Below are 14,524 nucleotides of genomic sequence, written 5' to 3'. Positions count from 1 at the left end.
GCGCAGTCCGGGTCATCCCGCAGAATCCGCCATGGGGAACGCCGGTTCCGGACCCAGCCAGAACAGGAACAGCAGGACAACGAATTCCACGAGCGCGGCGTAGGCGCCGACGACGGTGGTGAGCACCGAGGCGGTCATCAGGGCCGCGAACTCGGCACCGGATCCGGCTTCCGCCGTTGTTCCGCCATGATCTCCCCCTGATCCCCCCTGATCGTCATCCAAGAACGGTTCTCCGGCCCTACCCCAGGGTGCCGCCCACCCGTCCGCACACAGACACGCCCTTACACGCAAAAGCGGACCCCCACCGAAGTGGAGGCCCGCTTTAGGCAGTTACACGGTCCGGCTTACCGGACAGCGGAACCAGTGGGAATTAGTTTCCCGTGAGCTTCTCGCGCAGTGCAGCCAGGGCTTCGTCGGAAGCCAGCGTGCCGGCACCCGTCTCGGCAACGGCCGGCTCGGAGGAGTAGCTGGTGGTGCCGGAATCGGTGGATTCCGAAGCAGCAGCGATGTCCTCGGAGTTGTGCTGAGCGACCTGCTTCTTGTGGGCTTCCCAACGAGCCTGGGCGTCAGCGTACTGCTGCTCCCAAGCTGCGCGCTGGGTTTCGTAGCCTTCGAGCCATTCGTTGGACTCGGGGTCGAAGCCCTCCGGGTACTTGTAGTTGCCGGCTTCGTCGTACTCTGCGGCCATGCCGTACAGAGCCGGATCGAACTCGGTGCCCTCGGGATCGACACCCTCGTTGGCCTGCTTGAGGGACAGCGAGATGCGGCGACGCTCGAGATCGATGTCGATGACCTTGACGAACAGTTCGTCACCAACGGAGACAACCTGCTCGGCGAGCTCCACGTGGCGGACAGCCAGTTCGGAGATGTGGACCAGGCCTTCGATGCCGTCTTCGACGCGGACGAACGCACCGAACGGAACCAGCTTGGTGACCTTACCCGGAACAACCTGGCCGAGGGCGTGGGTGCGGGCGAAGGTCTGCCACGGATCTTCCTGCGTAGCCTTCAGCGACAGGGAGACACGCTCGCGGTCAAGGTCAACTTCCAGAACCTCAACGGTGACTTCCTGGCCAACTTCGACAACCTCGGAGGGGTGGTCGATGTGCTTCCAGGACAGCTCGGAAACGTGGACGAGGCCGTCTACGCCGCCAAGGTCCACGAATGCACCGAAGTTGACGATGGAGGAAACAACGCCGGGACGAACCTGGCCCTTTTCCAGCTTGTTGAGGAACGTGGAACGAACCTCGGACTGGGTCTGCTCGAGCCAGGCACGGCGGGACAGAACAACGTTGTTGCGGTTCTTGTCCAGCTCGATGATCTTGGCTTCGATCTGCTGACCGATGTACGGAGCCAGGTCGCGGACGCGACGCATCTCCACGAGGGATGCCGGCAGGAAGCCGCGCAGCCCGATGTCGAGGATAAGACCACCCTTGACAACCTCGATGACGGTACCGGTAACGACGCCGTCTTCTTCCTTGACCTTCTCGATGTCGCCCCAGGCACGCTCGTACTGAGCACGCTTCTTGGAGAGGATCAGACGGCCTTCTTTGTCTTCCTTGGTGAGCACCAGGGCTTCGACCTGATCGCCAACGGAGACAACGTCTCCGGGATCAACGTCGTGCTTGATGGAAAGCTCGCGGGAAGGGATGACACCCTCGGTCTTGTAACCGATGTCGAGCAGGACCTCGTCGCGGTCAACCTTGACAACGGTACCTTCGACGAGATCGCCGTCGTTGAAGTACTTGATCGTTGCGTCAATCGCGGCGAGGAAGTCCTCGGCAGTACCGATGTCGTTGATGGCGACCTGCGGGGTACCGGACTTCTCGTTGGTGGTGATGGTCATGTAGTTGGGACTCCGATGTGGAAGTTGTTTTGTATTCCGGACTGGTTTCCACTAACCGGCGGTTGGGCCGGGTGGCCCCCGCAGGCAAGATACTTGCCCAAGTGATTGCCGAAGGCACGAAAGTGCCGAAGACGAACAGCTTGTTTGCCCGGAGATGGACAGGATTGGTTATAACTTGCGCTATTACGCGCCCGATCAGTCTAGCCGGACCCGCCAACGCAGGTCAAAGGGAACTGCCGGTCCGTGGCTGAAAAATACGCGACTGCCACTCAGGTGATTAGAAATGCGTGCTGCAGTAAGGCGCCGGTCCGGCCGAAAACAGCTCGTCCAGGACGCCCAGGGCCGCTTCCCCGGCCTGCACCGACCCGGCTGCCGCCAGTGTCCGCGCACTCACGGCCCCCAGATACAGGGAACCGAGTGCCGCGGCAGTCAGCTGCACCCGCGGCGTGTCCGCTTCTTTTCCGGCTGCGGCCGGACGCACGGTTCCGACGCCGCCGCGTACCTCGAGCACGAAACTCCCCGCTGCCAGCGCCATCGGATCGTTGACGTCGAGCACTACCGTGCCGTCGCCGAAGTATCCTCTGGCAGCAAGTGCGGCCACTGGGTCCAGGATCCGCAGCCACAGGACGTCCTCGACGTGCTTCACCTTGTAGCGCCGGCGGTCAGTCAGCATCCACGGCAGCGGATCCTCCACCGGGGCCTCGGAGAAGGACAGCCGGTCCACCAGGTCAATGGATCCTAGGTAGCGCCAGAGTTCGCGGTAGGCCTCGTCGCTGGCAGCCACCAGGTCGGTGACCTTCACTGTGTGCGGCTCGTTCTGCCAGCCCAGCGACTTGTAGGCCGCATAGCCGTCCGGGACGCCGTCTGCGTTGTAGCGGAGAACACCGCGCACGGCCAGGTCCGGTTGCGTGTTTTCCCCGCTCCACTCTCCCGCGGCACGCATGGCGTACGCATACTGCCGGCCCAGGGCACCGAAGGTGCGTTCCAGGTGGGCCCGGAAGATTTCCGGCGCCAGCCCCCGGAGCTTGTCGGCGTCGGCAATCGCGATACTGCCGCGCGGCGGGGCGGCGAATTCGAGGCCGCCGCGGGTGTCCAGTTCGACGCCGGCGGTGGAGGTGGCGGCCCCGAACCCGAAGCGCCCGTAAATGGTTGCTTCCGACGCGGTGAGGGCGGCCAACGCCAGGCCGGAGTCTTTGGCCCGGGTGAGGTCCGCGGTAATCATCCGCCGCAGGATGCCCCGGCGCCGGTGCGTGGGACGGACGGTGACCGCCGTGACCAGGTGCGCGGGCAGCAGTTCACTTCCCCCGACATTCAGGTCATTGACCATGGTCCCGTAGGTGGCCACAGGCACGGCCGGATCCCAGGCATACTCCGGCAGGCCGTCGTCGTACACCGCGGTCAGGACGCGGCCGTCCCGCCGGTAGCCGTCCACTTGGGCAGGCAGCCCCTCCGCTTTGGTGCGGTCCTCGTGGAAACCCAAGTTGACGGCGTCGAACCACCTGGCGGTCCGTTCGTCGGCTTTGCCCGGGTCCGCGGCGTCGTAGCCGGCAGGGAAGGAAGCGAACCGCAGCCCGTCCGCCGTGCTGTCCGTGCAGTCCGTGCTGTGGTCCGTATCCATGGTTCCCCCTGTGTCTAGGCGGCAGTTTCGGCGGTAGTGCCTAGTGCCCGGCCTCGTGCCAGCTGATCCCCTCGCCGACGGAGACATCCAGCGGAACGGACAGGTCCGCCGCGGAACCCATCTGCTCCCGCACCAGCTTCTCCACCGCGTCCCGCTCCCCGGCGGCGACTTCGAGGACCAGTTCATCATGGACCTGCAGCAGCATCCGGGATTTCAGCCCCTGCGCCTTCAGCTCGCTGTCCACGCCGAGCATGGCCTTCTTGATGATGTCCGCCGCGGATCCCTGGATGGGGGCATTGAGTGCGGCCCGTTCGGCCATTTCGCGGAGCTGCCGGTTGTCGCTGGACAGGTCCGGCAGGTAACGGCGGCGGCCCTCGATGGTGGAGGTGAAGCCGTCCTTGCGGGCCTGCTCGACGACGCCGCGCAGGTAGTCACGCACGGCACCGAACCGCTCGAAGTAGTCACGGATCAGGGTCCGGGCCTCGTCCACCGGGATGGCCAGCTGCTTGGACAGGCCGAAGGAGCTCAGGCCGTAGACCAGGCCGTAGGACATCGCCTTGACCTTGGACCGCATGGCGCTGGTGACCTCTTCAGGGGCCACGTTGAACACGTGCGACCCGACGAACCGGTGCAGGTCCTCGCCCGCCTGGAAAGCGGAGATCAGCCCTTCGTCGCCGGAGAGATGGGCCATGATCCGCATTTCGATCTGCGAGTAGTCCGCGGTGAGCAGCGAATCGTAGCCCTCGCCGACCACGAAGACCTCGCGGATGCGGCGGCCCTCTTCGGATCGGATCGGGATGTTCTGCAGGTTCGGGTTCACTGAGGACAGCCGTCCGGTGGCGGCCACTGTCTGGGCGTAGGTGGTATGGATGCGGCCGTCGTCGGCAACGGACTTCCGCAGGCCCTCGACGGTGGAGCGCAGCTTGGACGCGTCGCGGAAGGCGAGCAGCTGCTCCAGGAACGGATGTCCGGTCTTCACGATCAGGTCCGTCAGCGCATCGGCGTCCGTGGAGTACCCGGTCTTGATCTTCTTGGTCTTCGGCAGGCCGAGTTCGTCGAAGAGGACGGCCTGCAGCTGCTTCGGGGAGCCGAGGTTGATCTCCTTGCCGATGATCCGGAAGGCTTCCTCGCTCGCACGGGTGATGGTGGCGCTGAAATCGTCCAGCAGCCGGTCCAGCTTCTCCGAGGACACCGCAATGCCGGCGAGTTCCATTTCCGCGAGGACCTCGGACAGCGGCAGTTCCAGTCCGCCGAGGAGCTGGTTGGCGCCGCGCTCCACGAGCTGGCCGGCGAAGTGCTCGCTCAGCCGCAGGGCGGCAAACGCCTTGGACACGGCGGGTGTTGCCGCGTCTTCGTCCCCGAGGGACAGTTCCAGCTGGTTGCTGGCGGCCGCCGCGGGCACAATGTTCATCTTCAGGTGGTACTGCGCCAGGTCCGCCAGCTCATAGCTGCGGCGGTCCGGCTGGATCAGGTAGCCGGAGATGGCGGTGTCATCGACCTCGCCGGCCAGGTGGAGGCCGCGGGCAGCCAATGCCTTGTAAGCCTCCTTGAAATCGTGGACCACCTTGGGCGCGTCAAGGTCTGCCAGCCAGTCCGCCAGCACCTGCTCGGCGGCGCTGTCGAGCTCGGTGAGCGGCACGTAGGCGGCCGATGCGTCCGTCACCAGGGCAATGCCGACGACGTCGCGTGCCCCGGCGGCACCCTCCGTCACCAACTGCACGGCAGTGCGGGCCTGGTTGGCGGCACGGAACCAGCTGTCCAATTCCCCGGCATCGGTGATGATGCTGTGTTCAGGGGCGGGCACTTCGGCGTGCGCGGCGGCCTCGCCCTCATCTTCCCCGTAGACGTCGAAGAGCCGCTTGCGCAGCGCGTTGAACTGAAGGGCGTCAAAGAGTTCCTCAATGGCCTCCCGGTCCGGCCGCTGGGCGGCCATGGCCTCGAGGTCCACCGGCAGGTCCAGGTCCCGCAGGAGGCGGTTCAGGCGCCGGTTCCGCTTGACGTCCTCGATGTTCTCGCGCAGGGAATCGCCGACCTTGCCCTTGATGGAGTCCAGGTTCTCGAGGATGCCCTCCAGCCCGCCGTAAAGCTTGATCCACTTCGCAGCGGTCTTGGGACCCACACCCGGGACGCCGGGCAGGTTGTCCGCGCTCTCGCCCACCAGGGCAGCGAGGTCGGAGTACTTGTCCGGGGGAACCAGGTATTTTGCTTCCACGGCTGCGGCGTCCATGCGCGGCAGGTCGGAAACACCCTTCTTGGGGTAGAACACCGTGACGTGGTCATCCACCAGCTGGAAGGCATCCCGGTCCCCCGAGACAACCATGACGTCCCAGTTGAGGGCGGACGCCTTCTCGGCCAGCGTCGCAAGGATGTCGTCCGCTTCGTAGCCGTCCATGGACAGTGTGGGAATACGCATGGCTTCCATGACCTTGATGATCAGGTCGATCTGCCCGTGGAACTCCTCGGGCGTCTTGTTCCGGCCGCCCTTGTATTCGGTGTATTCCTCAGACCGGAACGTAGGCGTGTCCAGGTCGAAGGCCACGGCCACGTGAGTGGGCTTCTCCTCCTTGATCAGGTTGATCAGCATGGAGGTGAAACCGTAGACGGCATTGGTGTGCTGGCCGGTGTCGGTGGAGAAGTTCTCGGCCGGGAGCGCGTAGAAGGCCCGGAACGCCATGGAGTGTCCGTCAATCACCAGCAGCCGGTTGTGTCCCCCGGCGTTCACGGTTCCCAGGGAAACGGGCGCTGCACCCGGGGTGCCCGGGGTTTCGACGGCGGTACCGCCGTTATCAACGCTGCTTTTGCCGTCGTCTCCCGTGTTGCCGTTAATGTCGCCGTTAATGTTGCTGCTAAGGGGGGTCGTAGCCAGTTTGGTAGATTCACTCACAAATGCAAGCCTAGTTGCCATGAGCGAGATTTTCACGCCGGGCCCTTCCGGCCATCAGGCGGACACCAACCCCTACAAGCAGGAACTTATCGACGCCGGTGTCCCGGAAGAGATGCATGACTGGCTGTCCGCGCACGGCGTGGGCCGGCTGGTGGCGAAGATGGGCATCCGTTTCCTCGAGATGTCGGCGGACCGGTTGGTGGCCACCATGCCGGTGGAGGGCAACGAACAGGTGGCAGGCATCCTCCACGGCGGCGCGCACCTGGTCCTCGCCGAGACCCTCGGCTCCTTCGGAGCCGGTATCCATGCCGGACCCGGACGGCACGCCGTGGGAATAGAAATCGGAGCCACGCACCACCGGTCCGCGTCCTCAGGTCTGGTCACCGGAACGGCCACGGCCGTGCACCTGGGCAACACCCTCACCACGCACGAAGTGGTTATGACCGACGAGGACGGCCGCAGGCTCTCCACGGCACGCATTACGAACATGATCCGGGAGTCCCGCTAGGGCTCCTGCCCGGCGTGGATCCCGTAACACAGCCGTACGCTGCCGTCGGCGGACGGCCGGGCGCTGAGCAGCAGCGCCGGCCGTTCCGCGGCGAGGGGCAGCAGCGGCCGGCCACTGCCGAGCAGGACCGGATGCACCACCAGGCGCAGTTCGTCCAGCAGTCCGTGGTGCAGGTACTGGCCCGCCAGATCCACACCCCGCAGCCAGACGTCCCCGCCGTTGGCCGAGTCCGCGATGTCCGCCGCGAACTCCTCCACCGGACCGCGGACAAACATGATGTCCGCTCCGGCGACGGCGGGAAACTCGCGATGTGTGTAGACCCAGACAGGCCCGGGCGGACAGTCCCACGCGTCGGCGCCGCCCTCCCCTACCTGCCGCTGCAGCCGGCCGTAGGTCCCCGCCCCCATCACCACGGCACCGGCGTTCGCCGGTGATTCGGCCACCCGGAACCGGTGGTCCTCCGGCGGGCCGGCGTCGTCGTCGGCGGTGAATCCGTCAAGGGAAACAGAGGCGTAGTACACAGTCCGCACCATGCCGCCATGGTAGCCAGCCGGCGGCCGGACGGGTATGGGCTGCGCCACAGTCGGCGCCGCCCGCGGAATAGGTTGGCGGGGTACCGGGTTGCGCCTATGAACCCACACTGCCGCTGTCAGCGCTGCCTATGCAGGCGCGGGCAGCGGCAATCGATAGGAAGAGTTACTTAGTGAACCTGTTTTCCCCGATGACCGCCGGCAGCCTTGAACTGTCCAACCGCCTCGTGATGGCCCCGCTGACCCGCCAACGGGCCGGACGCGACGGCATCCCGGGCCCGATGATGGTTGAGCACTACAGCCAGCGTGCCTCGCTCGGCCTGATCGTCAGCGAAGGAACGTATCCCAGCCGTGAAGGGCAGGGATTCCCCGGACAGCCCGGGCTCGTGGACCCCGAGCAGCTGGCAGGCTGGCGCCGGGTCACCGACGCCGTGCATGAAGCCGGCGGCCGGATTGTCGCGCAGGTCATGCACGCCGGCCGGGTGACCCATCCGAACATCAACGGCGGCGTGGACCCCGTAGCCCCGAGTGCCGTGGCTGTGGACGGCATGTCCCACACCTATGACGGCAAGCAGGCGTACACAGTGCCGCGTGCACTGGAAACCGAAGAACTAGCGTCTGTGACCGCGGACTTCGTGCGCGGGTCCAGGGCAGCGGTGGACGCCGGGTTCGACGGCGTGGAGCTGCACGGAGCGAACGGTTACCTCCTGCATGAATTTCTCTCCCCGACGGCGAACCAGCGCACGGACAACTACGGCGGAAGCCCCGAAAACCGTGCACGGTTCGTCATTGAAACCCTTTCCGCCGTGGCGGCCGAAATCGGCGCCGACCGGGTTGGCCTGCGCATTTCGCCCGAGCACAATGTGCAGGGCTGCCTGGAGATGGACCCGGAGGATGTGCTTGCCACGTACGGCGTCCTGCTGGATGCCGTAGCACCGCTCGGCCTCGCGTACCTGAGCATCCTGCACCGTGATCCCGCCGGCGAGCTGGTCCAGGCCCTCCGCACCCGCTTCGGCGGCAAGGTGCTGCTCAACACGGGCTTCGGCCCCCTCACCACCCGCGAGGAAGCCCTGGCCATGATGGACGACGGACTGGGCGACGCCGTCGTTGTCGGCCGTCCGGCCATCGCCAACCCGGACCTCGCGCGCCGCTGGCAGGAAGACCTGCCGCTGAACACCCCGGACGCAACGACGTTCTACTCCTTCGGACCCGAGGGCTACACGGATTACCCGTTCTACGCCCCGGACCCGGCGTTGCAGAACTAGGCACCACCAACGTAAAAGGCCCGCAGGATCAAATGATCCTGCGGGCCTTTTAGTGTTTCTGAAAGCCTAGCCGTGCAGCGCCGGGACAATCAGGTAAATCCCGAACAGTACCGCTGCGGCGCTAAGTGCGAAGCAGGTGAACGCTCCGGCCTTTGCCAGGGCGACGCGGTTGCGCGGGGTGGAACCGGTCTCAGCATCGAGCGAGACCGCGTACAGGCGAACCCCGAACGAATAGATGCAGACCACGGTCAGCGCGGCGAGAAGCGTGACGCCGAAGACCGTCAGGTAGTCCATCCAGTGGATGTTCATTTGGAACCTTCCTTGACCTTGACCCCGGCAGCGGTGCTTCCGCCCTTACCGGAGTTGTTGTTCTTGCCGGTGCTGCCGTTCTTGCCCTTGCGGTTGTTCTTGCCGCGGCGCTTCTTGATGCGGACTACTTCGCCGGCATTTTCAATGTCGCTGACGGCGTTGTCGTGGTTCACCGGGCTGCGGCGTGACCACAGGAAGATGCCCAGGATGGTGAGGGTGCCGAGGATGGAGATTGCAACCACACCTGCAGTGCCGATGGACGCGATGAGCGCCGCAATGGCACCCATGACGGCGGCAGCGGGAAGCGTGAGGAGCCAGCCGGCACCGACCTTCCCTGCGGTGCCCCAGCGGACCTCGGCGCCCTTGCGGCCCAGGCCTGAACCGATGACGGAGCCGGAGGCGACCTGGGTGGTGGACAGTGCGAAGCCCAGGTGGGACGAGGCCAGGATGGCAGCGGCCGTACTGGTTTCGGCAGCAAAGCCCTGTGCCGGCTTGACCTCGGTCAGGCCGGTTCCCATGGTGCGGATGATGCGCCAGCCGCCGGCGTAGGTTCCGGCGGCAATGGCAATGGCACAGGCTGCAACGACCCAGAAGGCGGGGCCGGTGCCGGAGGTCTGCAGGCCGCCGGCAACCAGGACAAGGGTGATCACACCCATCGTCTTCTGGGCGTCGTTGGTGCCGTGAGCCAGGGCGACCAGGGAGGAGGAGAAGATCTGGGCGTAGCGGAAGCCGCCGCGCTTGCGGGGCAGCTTGTTGCCCGAATCGGGATCATGCCGGCGGGTGATCCGGTACGCCAGCTTGGTGGCGAGATAAGCCACGAACAGGGCGATGCACGGAGCGATCAGCGCAGGCAGGACAACCTTGGACATCAGCACGGAGTAATCCACCGAACCGAATCCGGCGCCGACAATCGCGGCACCGATCAGCCCGCCGAACAGGGCGTGGGAGGAACTGCTCGGCAGTCCCCGCAGCCAGGTGATCAGGTTCCAGATGACGGCGCCCATCAGGCCGGCGAAGATCATGACGGGGGTTATCTGGATCCCGCCCTCACCTTCCTTGATGAGTCCGCCGGAGATGGTTTTGGCTACCTCCGTGGAGAGGAAGGCACCTACCAGGTTGAGCACGGCCGCCAGGGCGACGGCCGTTTTGGGCTTGATGGCACCGGTTGCGATGGGGGTAGCCATCGCATTGGCGGTGTCATGAAAGCCGTTGGTGAAGTCGAAGAATAGTGCTAGCGCGATCACCAGCGCGACCATGAGGGTGAGGTCCACCGCATACCCTAACTAAAGACGAGTGAAAGAATCCGCGCAGCGGGACATAGCTCGGCACGTGTTTGGCTGCCGACGCCCGCTTTACGCCAGATTGATCGTATGCGCTTGGACAGGCGCGTACCAAAGCGGCAGATGTGCCCTTGGTCTCGCTGATGGGCGGCCCGGTCAGATCCTGAGGCCGGTGTGCGGTTCCCGTCCTCCGAGTTCCACGTCGATCACGGTGTCCGGCGCCGGGAGGACCACGGTCCGGGTGTGGGTGGTCCGGGCATCCGGTTCAATGACGCTAAGGACATACTCACCGGATCCGGGCAGGGGCAGCTCGTAGTTCCCCCTGCCGTCTGAACGGGCCGAGGCTGCTACCTCTCCGCCTGGCCGGACCAGGATCACGAGTGCATCAGCGACGGCGCGGCCGGCATGCCGGATCCGTCCCGTAAGGGCCAGCGGCCGGCGGAAATGGAGGTCGTGGTGTACCGCCGCACCCCGGATGGCCAGCACTTCCGAAACCGGCAGCCAGCTGGCCTGGCTCGCAACCATGACGTATTGTCCCTCGCCGGGAAGCAGGACGGCATAGCCGCCGTCCTGGTCCGTGCGGTCCCAGTCCACCGGACTGCCACCGCTGTCCAGCACAGTGACGGTGCCCCGGCCCACCGGCCTGCCGTCAGCGGCCGACAGCAGCCGTCCGCTGACCATGATCTCCCGCTTTTCCTCCGGTTGCGGCTGCCGTTGTCCGCCGTCGGCGTGCAGGTCCGGGTGCGTGGCCTCGTGCCGGCGGGACCGGGGAATCAGGCAGGCGACGCCGGCGGCGGCCAGTGCCGCCAGACCGGCCAACACGAAAATGGTCCGGAACGCGTCCAGTCCGGGGAAGCTGCTGCCGCCGATGGTTATTGTCAGCGAGGCCAGGATAGTGGCCACTGCTGCGCTGCAGGTGGAGGTGCCTACGGACCGGAGCAGGGTGTTCAGGCCGTTGGCTGCCGCTGTGTCGGTGAGCGGGACGTTGCTCATGATGATGGTGGGCATGGCGGCCATGGAGATTGCCGTGCCGATGGACACGATCACGGCCCCGGTGATGATTTGAGGAACCGTGTGCACGAAGAGGATGCGTGCCAGATACCCCGCAGCCATAACGGTGCAGCCGGTCACCAGCGTGACCTTGGCTCCGTACGTGTTGGTGATGCGCGCCGAGACCGGGGAAGCCGCCACCATGGCCAGCCCCGACGGGATCATGGTGAGGCCGGCCGCGAGCACGCTCAGCCCGAAGCCGTAGCCGGTCTCCTTCGAGAGCTGCAGCTGCTGCGTGGTGACCAGCATGTTCGCGTACATGGAAAAGCCCACCAGGACGGCTCCGATGTTGGTGAGCAGGACCGGGCGGAGGGCGGATGTCCGCAGGTCCACCAGGGGCTGTCCGTTGCGCAGCTCCGCCGGAAACCACAGTGCGAAGCAGACGGCGGCGGCGGCAAAAAGGCCCAGGATCGGGTAACTGGTCCAGCCCCAGACCCCGCCCTTGGTAATGGCCAGCAATACGGCGGTCATGGCGGCCGACAGCAGCAGGGCCCCGACGTAGTCAAACGGTGCCGGGTTGCGGACCTTCGACTCCGGAACAAAGACGACGACGGCGGCAATCACCAACGCGCCAATCACTCCCACCACCCAAAAGGTGCCCTGCCAGCCCAACCGTGCATAGACCAGCCCGGCAAGCGGCAGCCCCAGGGCGCTGCCGATGCCGAAGCTGGCACTCATCAGCGCAACGGCGCCGGCGATCTTCTTCTGCGGCAGGGTTTCCCGCAGGATGCTGATCCCCACCGGTATCACCGCACCGGCAAGGCCCTGCAGCCCGCGGCCGACCAGGGCCCACGTGAAGGTCCCGCCGATGGAGGCCGTGAAGGCGCCGGCAACCATCAGGGCCATGGCCACCAGCAGCATCCGGCGTTTGCCGTACATGTCCGCGAGCCGGGAGACGATGGGGGTTGCCACCGCTGCGGAGAGCAGCGTGACGGTGACCAGCCAGGACACGTCGTCGGAGGTGACTCCGAAGATCCGGGGGTATTCCGGCAGCAGCGGAACCACCGCGGTTTTTTCGAGCGAGACCACTATGCCGCCGCAGCCCAGCGTGGCAATGACCAGCCAGTCCGGGAACGTCCGCGCGCCCTTGCGTGCTGCTGGCCGTTCAGTCATGCGGTTCCTTCGGCTTCAGCTCGGCGGCCGCCCTAGCCCCGCGAGATGGGAACCTTGGTTGACGATGGTCCAACCTCGGGGACCGGCACACGCACCTCCAGCACGCCGTCGTTGTAGGTAGCCGTGACATTGTCCTGGCTGGCTCCGGACGGCAGCGCTATTTCGCGGGTGAATGACCCGTAACGGAACTCGGAACGGTAGCCGTGCCGTCCCTTGTGCTCCGTCTTTTCCTTCCGTTCCCCCTTGATATGCAGGACCCCGTCGCTCACCGTGACGTCCAGGTCCTGTTCCGGATTGATGTTGGGCAGTTCGGCCCGGATCACCATGGCCGAGCCGTCCTGGTATTCCTCGACGGGGAAGGCAGGGACCTCCCAGTCCCCCTCGAAGAATTTACGGACCTGGTCCGGCAGTTCAAAACGCTCGCGCCGTGCAAGGGAAGCCATGGATATCTCCTTCTCGATTGCCCGGTCCGGCGGCGTTGGAGCGCGGGAGCCGGGCAGGAATAAGCGGTCCGGCAAGGGTACGTCCGGCACGGGCCGGCCCTCAATGAAAGACCAGGAAAAAGCGCTGCCGGACACTGCCTTTACCGCCGTTTTGGGTCCGGAGCCGCCTAAACCGCGCCAAACCTAGCACCGGGTATTTGCCGCGCGTAGAGTTTTTCCTGCGCGCAGCCTTGGGGGGACCCACCGCCGTTCACTACGGCCTGATGCCGGTTGGCATATTGTCGATGAGAGGCTTCCAAAATGGTGCAGAAAAATCCTGATTCGCTTTCCGTCAATCCGCTTTTTGCCCGGCCGGGCGAGGAGACTGCCGCTCCGAAATTCCGGCTGAATGATGGTGAAATGCTGCCGGAAACGGCATACCAGATTGTCCATGACGAAACCATGCTGGACGGCAACGCACGCCTGAACCTGGCGACGTTTGTCAGCACCTGGATGGACGACCACGCGAACCGGCTCTACAGCGAGACGTTCGACAAGAACATGATCGACAAGGACGAATACCCGCAGACTGCGCAGATTGAGCAGAACTGCTGGCGGATCCTCGCCGATCTGTGGCATTCCCCCTCCCCGGAGAACTCCATCGGCACCTCGACGGTCGGTTCCTCCGAAGCCTGCATGCTGGGCGGATTGGCGTTCAAACGGCTTTGGCAGCATCGGCGCCGCAGCGAGGGAAAGCCTACTGATAAGCCGAACCTGGTGATGAGTTCCGCGGTCCAGGTGTGCTGGGAGAAGTTCTGCAACTACTTCGACGTCGAGCCGCGGCTGGTGCCCATCAGTGAAGAGCACAAATGCCTGGACGGCTTCGAATTGGAGAACTATGTCGATGAAAACACCATCGGCGTCGTCGCCATCATGGGCGTGACCTACACCGGCATGTATGAGCCGGTAAAGCAGATCGCGGCCAAGCTGGACGAGATCCAGGCCTCCACCGGCCTCGACATTCCCATCCACGTGGACGGGGCGTCCGGCGCCATGATCGCGCCGTTCATCCAACAGGACCTGGAGTGGGACTTCCGGCTGGAACGGGTCCACTCGATCAGCACTTCCGGCCATAAATACGGCCTGGTCTATCCGGGGCTCGGCTGGGTGGTCTGGCGGGAACGGCAGTGGCTTCCGGAGGACCTGATTTTCTACGTGAGCTACCTCGGCGGCGATATGCCGACCTTTGCCCTGAACTTCTCGCGCCCCGGTGCACAGGTGGTCCTGCAGTTTTACTTGTTCCTGCGCCTGGGCCGCGACGGCTATGCACGGATCCAGCAGGCCTCGCAGGACGTTGCGCTGCACCTGTCCGGCGCGATCGCTGAGCTGGGCCCCTTCGAACTGTGGAACGACGGCTCCGACATCCCGGTGTTCGCCTGGCGGCTGAAAGATGGATACACGGACAAGTGGAACCTGTATGACTTGGCGGAGCGGCTCCGCACCAGGGGGTGGCTCGTGCCCGCCTATCCCCTGCCGGACAACCTCTCGAACCTGACGGTGGAACGGATTGTGGTCCGCAACGGGCTGAGTATGGACCTGGCAGAGAAACTGCTGGCGGATATCCGACGGGAAACCACGTACCTGGATCAGCTGAGTGCCCCGATGCCTCGCGAGGCGGAGCGTCCCGGATTCCATCACTAAT

At 65.2% G+C, this 14,524-nt stretch carries 12 protein-coding genes; 3 read left to right on the top strand and 9 right to left on the bottom strand.

Going from position 1 to position 14,524, the window contains the following annotated elements:
* Nucleotides 1-12: 12 nt before the first annotated feature.
* From N2L00_RS08005 to polA, 4 genes are all read right to left on the bottom strand, one after another.
* Entirely contained in the window at nucleotides 13-222 is a 210-nt protein-coding gene (locus N2L00_RS08005) for a hypothetical protein (RefSeq protein ID WP_255863029.1), read from the bottom strand.
* A 148-nt stretch (nucleotides 223-370) separates the two neighbouring features.
* Nucleotides 371-1,843 (bottom strand): 30S ribosomal protein S1, encoded by a 1,473-nt coding sequence (gene rpsA, locus N2L00_RS08000; protein WP_227921792.1) that lies wholly within the window; start codon nucleotides 1,841-1,843, stop codon nucleotides 371-373.
* 277 nt (nucleotides 1,844-2,120) lie between these two features.
* Complete coding sequence (locus tag N2L00_RS07995) at nucleotides 2,121-3,461, bottom strand: GNAT family N-acetyltransferase (protein ID WP_255863030.1); 1,341 nt, start codon at nucleotides 3,459-3,461, stop codon at nucleotides 2,121-2,123.
* Nucleotides 3,462-3,501: 40 nt separating this feature from the next.
* Nucleotides 3,502-6,345 (bottom strand): DNA polymerase I, encoded by a 2,844-nt coding sequence (gene polA, locus N2L00_RS07990; RefSeq protein ID WP_374676609.1) that lies wholly within the window; start codon nucleotides 6,343-6,345, stop codon nucleotides 3,502-3,504.
* Between the two features lie 19 nt (nucleotides 6,346-6,364).
* Between polA and N2L00_RS07985 the strand changes: the two genes are divergently transcribed.
* Nucleotides 6,365-6,853 (top strand): PaaI family thioesterase, encoded by a 489-nt coding sequence (locus N2L00_RS07985; RefSeq protein WP_255863032.1) that lies wholly within the window; start codon nucleotides 6,365-6,367, stop codon nucleotides 6,851-6,853.
* Here N2L00_RS07985 and N2L00_RS07980 read toward each other — a convergent pair.
* Nucleotides 6,850-7,386, bottom strand: a complete 537-nt coding sequence (locus tag N2L00_RS07980) for a dihydrofolate reductase family protein (protein ID WP_255863033.1) — start codon at nucleotides 7,384-7,386, stop codon at nucleotides 6,850-6,852. The genes N2L00_RS07985 and N2L00_RS07980 overlap by 4 nt on opposite strands.
* Nucleotides 7,387-7,514: 128 nt before the next feature.
* Here N2L00_RS07980 and N2L00_RS07975 point away from each other — a divergent pair, with 128 nt between their 5' ends.
* On the top strand, nucleotides 7,515-8,648 hold the full coding sequence (locus N2L00_RS07975; protein WP_255863034.1) for an alkene reductase: 1,134 nt from the start codon (nucleotides 7,515-7,517) through the stop codon (nucleotides 8,646-8,648).
* 66 nt (nucleotides 8,649-8,714) lie between these two features.
* Here the strand turns inward: N2L00_RS07975 and N2L00_RS07970 are convergent, their stop codons facing one another.
* The 4 genes from N2L00_RS07970 to N2L00_RS07955 form a co-directional block, all read right to left on the bottom strand.
* Nucleotides 8,715-8,957: a hypothetical protein gene (locus N2L00_RS07970; RefSeq protein WP_257794955.1), complete on the bottom strand. Its 243-nt coding sequence runs from the start codon at nucleotides 8,955-8,957 to the stop codon at nucleotides 8,715-8,717.
* Nucleotides 8,954-10,228, bottom strand: coding sequence for an inorganic phosphate transporter (locus tag N2L00_RS07965; protein ID WP_255766140.1), 1,275 nt, complete (start codon nucleotides 10,226-10,228; stop codon nucleotides 8,954-8,956). The genes N2L00_RS07970 and N2L00_RS07965 overlap by 4 nt, the downstream gene beginning before the upstream one ends.
* 165 nt (nucleotides 10,229-10,393) lie before the next feature.
* Nucleotides 10,394-12,400 (bottom strand): MFS transporter, encoded by a 2,007-nt coding sequence (locus N2L00_RS07960; protein ID WP_255863035.1) that lies wholly within the window; start codon nucleotides 12,398-12,400, stop codon nucleotides 10,394-10,396.
* A 32-nt stretch (nucleotides 12,401-12,432) separates the two neighbouring features.
* On the bottom strand, nucleotides 12,433-12,843 hold the full coding sequence (locus N2L00_RS07955) for an Hsp20/alpha crystallin family protein (protein ID WP_227921809.1): 411 nt from the start codon (nucleotides 12,841-12,843) through the stop codon (nucleotides 12,433-12,435).
* A gap of 300 nt (nucleotides 12,844-13,143) precedes the next feature.
* Between N2L00_RS07955 and N2L00_RS07950 the strand changes: the two genes are divergently transcribed.
* Complete coding sequence (locus N2L00_RS07950) at nucleotides 13,144-14,523, top strand: glutamate decarboxylase (protein WP_255766138.1); 1,380 nt, start codon at nucleotides 13,144-13,146, stop codon at nucleotides 14,521-14,523.
* Nucleotide 14,524: the final 1 nt, after the last annotated feature.

Origin of the sequence: Arthrobacter sp. zg-Y1171, from assembly GCF_025244845.1 — a bacterium.
Classification (GTDB): Bacteria; Actinomycetota; Actinomycetes; order Actinomycetales; family Micrococcaceae; genus Arthrobacter_B.
This window is presented reverse-complemented; position numbering and strand designations above follow the sequence as displayed.

Bases quoted from the DNA above. Each gene is read 5' to 3' on its own strand.
- N2L00_RS07985 (WP_255863032.1), top strand. From the start codon at position 6,365: ATGAGCGAGATTTTCACGCCGGGCCCTTCCGGCCATCAGGCGGACACC.
- N2L00_RS07975 (WP_255863034.1), top strand. From the start codon at position 7,515: ATGCAGGCGCGGGCAGCGGCAATCGATAGGAAGAGTTACTTAGTGAAC.
- N2L00_RS07970 (WP_257794955.1), bottom strand. From the start codon at position 8,957: ATGAACATCCACTGGATGGACTACCTGACGGTCTTCGGCGTCACGCTT.
- N2L00_RS07950 (WP_255766138.1), top strand. From the start codon at position 13,144: ATGGTGCAGAAAAATCCTGATTCGCTTTCCGTCAATCCGCTTTTTGCC.
- N2L00_RS07960 (WP_255863035.1), bottom strand. From the start codon at position 12,400: ATGACTGAACGGCCAGCAGCACGCAAGGGCGCGCGGACGTTCCCGGAC.
- N2L00_RS07955 (WP_227921809.1), bottom strand. From the start codon at position 12,843: ATGGCTTCCCTTGCACGGCGCGAGCGTTTTGAACTGCCGGACCAGGTC.
- rpsA (WP_227921792.1), bottom strand. From the start codon at position 1,843: ATGACCATCACCACCAACGAGAAGTCCGGTACCCCGCAGGTCGCCATC.
- N2L00_RS07995 (WP_255863030.1), bottom strand. From the start codon at position 3,461: ATGGATACGGACCACAGCACGGACTGCACGGACAGCACGGCGGACGGG.
- N2L00_RS07980 (WP_255863033.1), bottom strand. From the start codon at position 7,386: ATGGTGCGGACTGTGTACTACGCCTCTGTTTCCCTTGACGGATTCACC.